This window comes from Candidatus Andeanibacterium sp. (assembly GCF_057143545.1).
In genome coordinates, this window is sequence record NZ_DBNHSF010000082.1 from 1 (window position 1) to 10,683 (window position 10,683).

Consider the following 10,683-nt stretch of genomic DNA (forward strand, 5'->3'; position numbering starts at 1 on the left):
AACCAGCTGCTGAAGGCGAAGCTGGGCTGAAGGCCGGCCCCGTCGCATGGGCCCCGCCATCGTCCTCGTTCAGCCGGAGATCCCGCACAATGCCGGGGCGATCGGGCGGACCTGCGTCGCGCTCGACATCGAGCTGGTGCTAATTCATCCGCTCGGCTTCGACCTGTCGGACCGGCAGCTGAAGCGCGCCGGACTCGACTACTGGCGGCATGTCCGGCTGGCGGAATTCGCCAGCTGGAACCATTTCATCGCCGAGCGAGGCCCGCGCGATGACCAGTTGTTCCTGTTCGAGGAATATGCCCCGCGCAGCTTCTACGAGCCCGACTATCCCGATGACGCGGTGCTGGTGTTCGGGCGCGAGACCGGCGGGTTGCCGCCGGAGATTTGCGAGCCACTGGCGCATCGCATGGTCAGCCTGCCGATGCGCTCGAACCACATCCGCTCGCTCAACCTCGCCAATGCGGCGACGGCGGCCGCCTACCAGGCGCTCAAGCGGCAGTTGCGCTGAAGTCAAGCAAAGGGCACCGCAGCGGGTGCCCTTTCCGAATTCGAATTGCCTCAGGCTCAGCCTGAACGGTGCCCGGTGATCGGCATGTCGCCGAAGGCCCCGGCGTTGACGGTACCGGTCAGCTGGTCGCCGTCGATCGTCGCAGTGCAAGTGAGTTCGAGCGGCATCGGCACAGTCATGTTCATCTTCCAGGTCAACGTGTTGCCGTCGATCTTGCCGTCCTTGACGTCGAGCGAACCCAGCCCGCCAGCCAGCGATCCGGTAAAGGTAGTGCCATCGTCGCCCGGGACGACGGTGAAGGTGCCGTTCTGGTCGCCCATCGGGCTCTTGGTCACGGTTTCATAGGTTCCGGCTACGGACATCGAAATCTCCTCTTTTCAGTGGCTTACGCCGCATCATGGTTTAGTTGCTAACATTAGTGTCAGTATTGAAATATTCAAGCGGCAAGTCGAGCGTCTTGAGCTGCTGTTCGATCACTTGCCGATCGCCCACCACGAAGAAAACCAGCTCCGGCTCGCGCAGTTCCTGCGCCGCCGCGCCGGCCAGGATCGTGCGATCGAGCCCGGCATAGGTTCCGGCGAGCGTTTCGAAATAGTCGTCGGGCCGATCGAACTGGTCGATCTCGATCAGCGTGTTGAGCAGCGCGCCATTGCTCGAAATCAGCGCCGGCAGGCTGCGGCGCGAGGATTCGATCACCCGCTCGGTCTCTTCGGCCGTGATCGGCCTTGCCCCGTTGAAGTCGGTGAGCAGTTGGCGCATCAGCGCCACCGTTTCGCCCGCGCGGTCGTTCTGGACCGGGGCGTGCATGATGAACAGCGGGCGATCCCGCGTCTGGGTGAGGAAGCTCGCCGGCGAATAGGACCAGCCGCGTGCCTGGCGGATCTCCTGGAACATCCGCGACAGAGAACCATTGCCGAACGCATCGTTGGCGGCCTCCAGCGCCACGAGGTCGTCGGTTCCCTTCCGATCGAGCACCCGCACGCCGCGGATGATCGTTTGCGGGGCTCCCGGAGTATCGACCAGCACGATGCGCTGTCTCGGTTCGGGGATGGCGACTTCGTATTCCTTGGCTGGGGCTGGGGTCGCAGGCGCCTTCCAGCTACCGAAGCTCGCTTCGAGTTCAGCGGTGAGCTCGGCCAGTGTGGTATCGCCGACCGCGTAGATGGTGGCGATATCCGGGCGCAGCCACTTGCCGTGGAAGGTGCGCAGATCGTCGGTCGTCAAACGCGCGACGGCAGACTCTTCGCCGAGCCCGGACGGCGGGATGCCGTAAGGGTGGTCGGGCCCGTAAACGACCGGATAGAGCACTCGCTTGATCAGCTCGTTGGGATCCTCGATCTCGCCGCGAATGGCGGTGAGCTGCTGCGCGCGCACCCGTTCGAGGCTGGCCGGGTCCATCGCCGGCTCGCGAATATATTCGGCGAGCAGGCTGAGCGAGGGAGCGAGATTGGCCGACAGCGCGTTGAGCCCGAAGGTCGTCTGGTCCCATTCGGTGTTGCCGCCGATTGCCGCGCCGAGGCGTTCCTGGGCGATCGCGAATTCGGTCGGGTCGTAATTGACGGTGCCTTCGTCCATCAGCGAAATCATCAGCGACTGCGTGCCCAGCGCATCGCGCGGATCGGCGGCGTAGCCGGCATCGAAGCTGACCTGGACCGAGACGACCGGGACGTCGGTCATCGACAGCAGCAGCACGCGCATGCCATTGCTCAGCGTCGCCCGCTGGATTTCGGGATAGTCGAAGCCCTGCACCTCGGCGACCGGCGGGGGCGTAGCGCGATCGGGCGCCCCGGCCGTAGTGGCGGAAAGGCCTGCCGGGATTGCCTGCGGAACAAGATATTCCTGCGCGACGCCGCCTGCCTTGCCACCGGGATCCTCGCTGAAATCGGGTGCGCCGGGTTCGAGGATCGCGGTCAGGTCCGGTCGCGAAAGCCAGCGTTGCCCGGCCAGTCGCACGGCTTCGGGATCGAGCGCGACATAGGCCGCCAATTCGCGGCGATAATGTTCGGGATTGCCGAAATAGAGCTCGCCCTGGGCCAGCAATCCGGCGCGGCCTCCGCCGCCACTCAAGCCGTCGAGCGTGCGAATGAGCGAGCCGACCGTCCCGGTCTTGGCCCGCTGGAGTTCATCTTCGCTCGGGCCTTCTTCCATCAGCCGCGCAAGTTCGGCATCGAGCGCCTGCTCGACCACGGCGGGATCGACCCCCGGCTTTACCATAGCCTCCACGATGAACAGGCCCGCGTCGACAAAGCTCAGATTTCCGGCCGAGACCGCGACCGCCACTTCCGATCCGCGGACCAGGGCGTTGTCGAGCCGCGAACTGGCCAGCCCGCCCAGCACCTGGCCGAACAGGTCGAGCGCGAGGCTGTCCTGCTCCTTGCTTCCGGGTACGGCCCAGTATTTGCGGATGACGGTGACCGGCACCGGGGTCGTCTGCGTGAACCGCTGGGGCGCATCGAGCGTCGGCACGGGGGCGTTGACGTCGGGCGCCTCGGGGCCGGGCGGGATCGCGCCGAACCAGGTCTGCGCCTTCTCTTTTGCGGTTTCGACATCGATATCGCCGACCAGCACCAGCACGGCGTTGTTGGGCGCGTAATGATCGCGGAACCATTGCTTGACCGTCTCGAGGCTGGCGGCGTCGAGATCGGCCATCGATCCGATCGTGTCGTGGCGGTAGGGATGGCCGCGCGGATAGAGCCGCTCGAGCACTTCGAATTCGAGCGCGCCGCCGGGATTGTTGAGCCCGTTGCGCTTCTCGTTCTGGACCACGCCGATCTGGTTGGTGAGGGTTTCCTGGGTCACCCCGCCGAGCAAGTAGCCCATCTGGTCGCTCTTGGCGAACAGCGCGAGGTCGAGCGCCCCGGTCGGAACGGTGACGTAATAATTGGTCCGGTCGAACCAGGTCGAGGCATTGTCGCCAGTGGCGCCTGCGGCATCGAGCAGCAGGTTCTCGCCGCCCGGGATATTCTCCGTGCCATAGCCCATGATGTGTTCGAACAGATGGGCAAAGCCGGTCTTGCCGTCAGGCTCGTGCTTGGAACCGACATCGTACCACACCCCGACCGCCACCATCGGGGCCGTGCGATCCTCGTGCACCAGCACTTCGAGCCCGTTGTCGAGCGTGAAACTCTCGTAAGGAATCTCGACTTTTGCAATCAGCTCGGACAGCGGCGCCGGCTCGACGGTCTTGGGTGCCTCGGTTTGCGCCGCGACGGGCGCTAATGCGAGAACGGCCAACGAAAGCGGAGCTAGGACGGAAAGAAAGACGCGGCGCATTGACTGCCTCAACTGGTTTTACGGGAAACCAACTGCCTAACGGCTCGGGGCGTGCTCGTCACGACATATCGACGAACGGCATTTGCGAGCACATCGGCGCGTTCGAAACGGACCGGTTTGAGCTGCTTTCGGACAAATAATGCGGACTGGTCGGTGTGGTGCGGGCGCTCGGGCCTGGTGGTCGCGCTGCCGAAGGGAACGATCGATTGCGAGCGTACCTTCCGGCCCGGCGCCCATTCGACGAACATCAGGAAGCTGTCGCCGTGGATCAGCGAGATCCGCCCGTCCGGCTCGACCGTCCAGTTGGTCGCCGCGCGGAGCGTGTCGCTGCCGCCGTCATAGGGCAGGTCGACATAAGTCTTGCCACTTCCCTGGCGCAGTCGTTGCAGCTCGGCCAGCGGCACGTCGAGCCGCCCGAAATGGGTCAGCAGCAGGTCGGTGGCGAATTCGAGCTGGCCGCGCGGATCGGGAAACGCCCAGCCGTTGAATTCGGTGCGGGTCGCTTCCTTGAGCACGAGGTTGGCGAGCGCGTCAGCCGCGCCTTCGCCGTCCGAATCGAGGTCCCAGGTTGCGAGCAGGCGCTGGGCCTCCCGCAAGTGCGGCTCGTCCGACAGCTCGAGCGCAGCAATCCCGTCGAGCATGCGCGCGACATAGCCGATGCGTTCCCAGCCGGTGTCGTATTTGATCCGCTCGAGCGTCGCCCGGTCGATCATATTCGCTTGGGCGAGCAGCCTTTCGGCGCGGTAGGCGCGGTTGGTCATGACCAGTTCGACACCCCATTCGGGCGGGAAATCGTCCGCCGAGAGATTGCTGCCCGGTCCGGCGGCCGAGAAGGGCGTATTGTTGGCATTGTACAGATAGCCCGAGGCGGGATTCTCGTAATGCGGGATGGCAGCGAACGGCACCATCTCGCGCCAGATCAGGTCCGATCTTGTGCCGTCGACGATCCCGCGCCAGTCGGGGCCTGCCACGCGCTGCGGGATCGCGGCGTTGTACTGGAAGAAGATGTTCCCGGCCTCGTCGGCATAGACGAAATTGGTCGACGGCACCGCCTGCATCGCCAGCGCTGCCTTCCACTCGGCAAAGCTCCTCGCCTTGTTGAGCCGGAAATACTGGGTCAGCTGGTCGATCCGGCCCATCCCGCCATAGCGGATCGCGAACGCGCCATTGTCGTTCCTGATCACCGGGCCGTGCTCGCTGCGCCAGATCGTGCGTGTGACCGGGAGGACGATCGGGCCGAACCTGATCGGGAGGCGAATGTCGTCTCGTTCCAGAGGCTTCCATTGCCCGTCGAGCAAATAGTTCTTGCCGCCTTGATCCAGTTCGAGCCGGTAGACATCGACGATGTCGGGCCGGTTGACCGTGTTGGTCCAGCCGAGCTGCTCGTTGTGGCCCAGGAGCGGGAAGGGCGCGCCGGGGAAAGTTGCCCCGGCAAAATGCCAGCCTTCCTCGCTTTCGACGACCAGTTCGTACCATGCCGCATTGCCGCGCCAGGGCTGGTGGGTGTTCGAGACCAGCCGGGTCACGCCATCGGGGTCGCGCGAGGGAGCGATCGCGAATGCGTTCGAACCGGCATCCTCCGCGCCCTTGCCGAGCGGGTTGAGCGACGGCCCCTGGTCGCGCGGCGGGTCCTCGCCCGCAACCAGCGGGGCGATGACCTTGTCGATCTGGAAAAAGAACGGCTGGCGCAGCGCAAAACCAGTGGCGATGTCAATGCCGTCGACCGGGAACAAATTGCCGAGCTTGATCTCGCGCGGATGCTCCTCGGCATAGCGGTTGAGGCCGCCGGCATAGGCTTCGACCAGCGCGCGGACGTCTTCGGGCAGCGCTCCATATTCCCGCTCCGCCGTGCCGCGCGCGTCGATCAGGTGATAGGCGAAGTCGATCGCCGCGCCTTCCTCGCCGGCGATCGCGCCATAGCGCCCGCGGGTCATCGCCAGCACATCCTGCAGGGTCCAGAAGTCGTCTTCCGCATGCGCCCAGGCGATCCCGAAAGCGACATCGACATCGCGCTTGCCGTGGATGTGCGGCACGCCGAATTCGTCGCGCACGATCTCGGCTTCGTAGCTCGCCGCGGGCGGCGCTTTGCCGCGCTGGGCGAGGAACGGTTCCCAGGTCGCCAGCGTCACAAATGCTGCGAGCAGCAGCGCCAGAACCGTCCAGCCAATCCGACGCAGCCAAATTCGCATATGGAATCTCTCTCCCAGCACCCCATATAGCCGGTCTGGGACAAAAATGCCTCGCTTTTCCAGCTGTTGGGGGACAGATTGGGATGGCGGAAACGGGAAGGGAAGGGCGATGCGGTTTTTTGGCCCGACACTCTTGTGTTGCCGATGTGCAACACTATCTCATGCGGGTAATTTAGTGAGGGCAACCCCATGAATCTCGAGAAGTTTACCGATCGCGCCAAGGGCTTCATCCAGTCGGCGCAGACCGTCGCGATCCGCATGAACCACCAGCGGATCACGCCCGAGCACCTGCTCAAGGCCCTCCTGGAAGACAGCGAAGGCATGGCCGCGCAACTGATCCAGCGCGCAGGCGGCAACGCCGGGATCGCGCTGGAAGAAACCGACAAGGCACTGGCCAAGATCGCCGCGGTTTCGGGCAGCGGTGCGCAAGCGACTCCCGGGCTCGACAATGACAGCGTACGCGTGCTCGACCAGGCCGAACAGCTCGCGACCAGGGCCGGCGACAGCTTCGTGCCGGTGCAGCGTATCCTCCAGGCGCTCGCGCTCGGCCTCACCAACCATGCCGGGCAGGCGCTCAAGGCGGCCAATGTCGACCCGAAAAAGCTCGAAGAGGCGATCCAGGCAGCGACCGGCGGCCGTGCTGCGCACAGTTCGAGCGCCGAGGACACCTACGACGCATTGAGCAAGTTCGCCCGCGACCTCACGCAAGCTGCGCGCGACGGCAAGCTCGATCCGGTGATCGGCCGCGACGAGGAAATCCGCCGCACCGTCCAGATCCTCGCCCGCCGGACCAAGAACAATCCCGTGCTGATCGGCGATCCCGGGGTCGGCAAGACCGCCATCGCCGAAGGCCTTGCCCTGCGCATCGCCAATGGCGACGTGCCCGACAGTCTCAAGGACCGCCGGTTGATGGCGCTCGACATGGGCTCGCTGATCGCCGGCGCGAAATATCGCGGCGAGTTCGAGGAGCGCCTGAAATCGGTGCTCGACGAGGTGAAGGGCGCCGAAGGCGACATCATCCTGTTCATCGACGAGATGCATACGCTGATCGGGGCGGGCGCTTCGGAAGGTTCGATGGACGCGGGCAACCTCCTGAAGCCGGCCCTCGCGCGCGGCGAATTGCACTGCATCGGCGCGACGACGCTCGACGAATACCAGAAATATGTCGAGAAGGACGCTGCGCTCCAACGGCGGTTCCAGCCGGTATTCATCGCCGAGCCGAGCGTCGAGGATACGATCTCGATTCTCCGCGGCCTCAAGGAGAAATACGAGCTGCATCACGGGGTGAACATCACCGACAATGCGCTGGTCGCGGCGGCGACGCTCTCGAACCGCTATATTTCCGACCGCTTCCTGCCCGACAAGGCGATCGACCTGATGGACGAGGCGGCCAGCCGAATCCGGATGGAAGTTGAATCGAAGCCGGAGGAGATCGAATCGCTCGACCGGCGGATCATCCAGCTCAAGATCGAGGAATCCGCGCTCGCCAAGGAAAAGGATTCGGCGTCGAAGGACCGCCTGAAGACCTTGCGCGAGGAGCTCGCCAATCTCGAACAGCAAAGTTCCGAACTGACCACCCGCTGGCAGAACGAGCGCGACAAGATCGCCGCCGAAGGCAAGATCAAGGAAGAACTCGACCAGGCCCGGCTCGAACTCGAACAGGCGCAGCGTTCGGGCGATCTCGCCCGGGCGGGCGAACTGTCCTACGGCACCATCCCCGAGCTCGAAAAGAAGCTCGAGGAAGCCCGTGGCAATGCTGAAAACGCGCTGCTGCGCGAGGAAGTGACCGAGGACGATATCGCCTCGGTGGTGAGCCGCTGGACCGGAGTGCCGGTCGACAAGATGATGGAAGGCGAGCGCGAGAAGCTGCTCAACATGGAAGAGGTTCTGGGCAGGCGCGTGATCGGCCAGGCCGATGCGATCGAAGCGGTGTCGAAGGCCGTCCGCCGCGCCCGCGCCGGGCTGCAGGACCCCAACCGGCCGCTCGGCAGCTTCCTGTTCCTCGGGCCCACGGGCGTCGGCAAGACCGAACTGACCAAGGCGCTGGCCGAATTCCTGTTCGACGACGATACGGCGATGGTCCGGATCGACATGTCGGAATTCATGGAAAAGCACGCGGTTGCCCGCCTGATCGGCGCGCCTCCGGGCTATGTCGGCTACGAGGAAGGCGGCGTGCTGACCGAAGCCGTGCGGCGCCGGCCCTACCAGGTCGTGCTGTTCGACGAGGTCGAGAAGGCGCACCAGGACGTGTTCAACGTGCTGCTGCAGGTGCTCGACGACGGCCGCCTGACCGACGGACAGGGCCGCGAGGTCAATTTCTCCAACACGCTGATCATCCTGACTTCCAACCTCGGCAGCCAGTTCCTCTCGAATCTCGACGAGGGGCAGAAGGTCGAGGATGTCGAACCGCAGGTGATGGAAGTCGTGCGCAGCCATTTCCGTCCCGAATTCCTCAACCGGCTCGACGAAGTGATCCTGTTCCACCGGCTGGCGCAGGAGCACATGGCGCCGATCGTCGAAATCCAGGTCGCGCGGGTGCAGAAGCTCTTGAAGGACCGCAAGATCACGCTCGAACTGACCGACGCGGCCAAGCGCTGGCTCGGCCGGGTGGGTTACGATCCGGTCTATGGCGCAAGGCCGCTCAAGCGGGCGGTGCAGCGCTATGTCCAGGATCCGCTGGCGGAAAAGATCCTCGAGGGCGAGCTGCCAGACGGGACGACCGTGTCGATCGACGAGGGCGACGGGGAGCTGAATTTCTCCATCGCCTGACGGCGCAGCTATTCGTAGCCGAGGATCCGACGCAGGCCGGGCGCCGCATAATCGACCAGCGCCTTCCTCTCGTCGTTGAGCTCTTTGGGGATTTCGATCCCGATCTCGCTCAGGTTCTCGCGCGCGGTGCCGCTCTGCTTGCGGTCCGAGCCGATCCGCACGCGTTCGCGCCAGTCGTCGTGGATCTTGGCCAGGCCCGCCGCCTCGAACAGCCGCATGAAGCAGGCTTCCGACCGTTCGCCATCCAGACCCGTCGCGTCGAGATTCTTCACTGCGTCGAGCAGGTCTTCATATTTGATCACGGTGCAATCGGTGCCCATCCAGGCCACGGCGTTATAGTTGAACAGGTCGCGCATCGACATCGCCTTGCCGTGGATGCCGAAGATCATGAGGTTCAGCAGGCTGTCGACGGTCAGCTCGCCGCTCTTCACCAGCATGGTGTTGTCGCCGAATTCGTCCGACAGGAAGAACCGCGCCCGGGCCAGGGCCCAGGTGTAGGGATCGCGCACGAGGATGATCTTGCGCGCCGGCCCGGTCTCGACCGCCGATGCGTCGGAAAACATCAGATGGCCCCAGCTCAGCATCCGGCTTTCGGGTTTGAAAGCCGCGACATGCTGCTGGAGGTTGCCCCACTGGATGAACTGGACGTTGTAATGGTCGGCCACCGGCACGAACATCCGCATGATGTTGCGCAACAGGTGCGAGCCCGATTTCGGCACGCTGTTGAGGAACAGCGGCCTGGGCAAGCGCACCTGCTCGAACTTGCGGTTCTCCTCGTCAAGCGTGTCGGGCTTGAGGCGGACCATCGTGCGATTTTGCTGCGGCTGGCTCATGACAGCTCCAGATAGAGCAAGGGCGGCGGGTTTGTCACCTGCCGCCCTCGTTCATGCGATCCAACCGGATCGGGGTAGATCAGTATTTGACGTTGACGTTCAGGAACCCGCGGATGCCGAGCAGGTCGTACTGCGAATAGAGCACGCCGTGGCCGAAATCGTTCACGCCGTTGCCGCCGGTGTTGGAAACGCGCGGCGGCGCAGTGTTGAACAAGTTCGAGACACCGCCGGTAACCCGCAGGTGCTCGCCGAACTCGCGGGTGATCGAGATCGAGTGATAGAAGGTCGCCTCGGTCGTCAGCTTGATACACACCTCGTCCGGGTAAACCGTGAATTGACGACAAATCGGCGTGTCGATCGGCACTTCGGTGCCGAAGTTCTGGTCGAGATAGTCGCGACGATTGTCCGTGCCGCCAACTACGTCGAGGCCGTAGAAGAACGACCACGGACCGTGTTCGAGCGTCAGGCGGAAATCGCCGACGAAGATCGGTTCGCCGGCCTCGCCGTTATTGTCTTCGTCGGTTCCCTCGAACAGGGCCACGACGTCCTTGGTCTGCCAGGTCATCTGGCCTTGGAACGACAGCGTCGTGTCGCCACCGAAATCGTGCACGATCCGGGTGGTCACGTCGACGCCGCGATTCTGCTGGCTGTTGATGTTGACGAACGAGCTGCGCGCCCGGGCGATATTGCTCGGGCTGCCCGAGTTCCAGTCCGGATCGCTCGGCGACAGGTCGTCGTTACGGGCGAACAGCGAACACAACGGATCTGTCGGGAAGAAGTCCGAGGCATAGCAGCTCGAGACGGTCGTCAATGCTCCCAGCGATGCGATCTCCCCTTTGACCTCGATATCGAAATAATCGACTGCAATGCTGAATTCCGTATCCGGCAGGAAGTCGAAATACGGGGTCAGGATCGCGCTGGCCGTCCATGCGGTCGAAGTCTCGGGCTCGAGCGCACCGATACCGCCGCCGGTATAGATGGTCGCTTCGATGCCGGCCCCGGTATGGTCTCCCGGAACGCCGTCGGCGGCGCAGTTGTTTGCAAACTGCTGCGAGATCGCGCCGTCCGCGAGATTGTTCGCCCACTGGATACAAGGGTCGATCGACCGCTG

Annotated in this window: 7 protein-coding genes; 2 read left to right on the plus strand and 5 right to left on the minus strand. The window is 64.2% G+C overall.

The window, feature by feature from the left end; translation table 11 throughout:
* Window positions 1-46 precede the first annotated feature (46 nt).
* Window positions 47-508 (plus strand): tRNA (cytidine(34)-2'-O)-methyltransferase, encoded by a 462-nt coding sequence (locus tag AC16XC_RS05135; protein ID WP_484033572.1) that lies wholly within the window; start codon window positions 47-49, stop codon window positions 506-508.
* A 56-nt stretch (window positions 509-564) separates the two neighbouring features.
* Here AC16XC_RS05135 and AC16XC_RS05140 read toward each other — a convergent pair whose 3' ends face one another.
* Genes AC16XC_RS05140 through AC16XC_RS05150 form a run of 3 tightly spaced genes read right to left on the minus strand, consistent with a single transcriptional unit; the run spans window position 565 to window position 5,970 of the window.
* Window positions 565-870: a hypothetical protein gene (locus AC16XC_RS05140; RefSeq protein WP_484033573.1), complete on the minus strand. Its 306-nt coding sequence runs from the start codon at window positions 868-870 to the stop codon at window positions 565-567.
* A gap of 40 nt (window positions 871-910) precedes the next feature.
* The gene (locus AC16XC_RS05145; protein WP_484033574.1) at window positions 911-3,742 is read right to left on the minus strand and encodes a M16 family metallopeptidase; all 2,832 of its coding nucleotides are present in this window, start codon (window positions 3,740-3,742) and stop codon (window positions 911-913) included.
* Window positions 3,743-3,789: 47 nt separating this feature from the next.
* The gene (locus AC16XC_RS05150; protein WP_484033575.1) at window positions 3,790-5,970 is read right to left on the minus strand and encodes an acylase; all 2,181 of its coding nucleotides are present in this window, start codon (window positions 5,968-5,970) and stop codon (window positions 3,790-3,792) included.
* Between the two features lie 189 nt (window positions 5,971-6,159).
* On the opposite strand from AC16XC_RS05150, the gene clpB reads away from it, so the two are divergent.
* Window positions 6,160-8,739, plus strand: a complete 2,580-nt coding sequence (gene clpB / locus AC16XC_RS05155) for an ATP-dependent chaperone ClpB (protein ID WP_484033576.1) — start codon at window positions 6,160-6,162, stop codon at window positions 8,737-8,739.
* 8 nt (window positions 8,740-8,747) lie between these two features.
* Here clpB and AC16XC_RS05160 read toward each other — a convergent pair whose 3' ends face one another.
* Entirely contained in the window at window positions 8,748-9,572 is an 825-nt protein-coding gene (locus AC16XC_RS05160; RefSeq protein ID WP_484033577.1) for a hypothetical protein, read from the minus strand.
* Window positions 9,573-9,651: 79 nt separating this feature from the next.
* Window positions 9,652-10,683, minus strand: a 1,032-nt coding sequence (locus tag AC16XC_RS05165) for a hypothetical protein (protein WP_484033578.1), incomplete at its 5' end; no start/stop codon positions are given.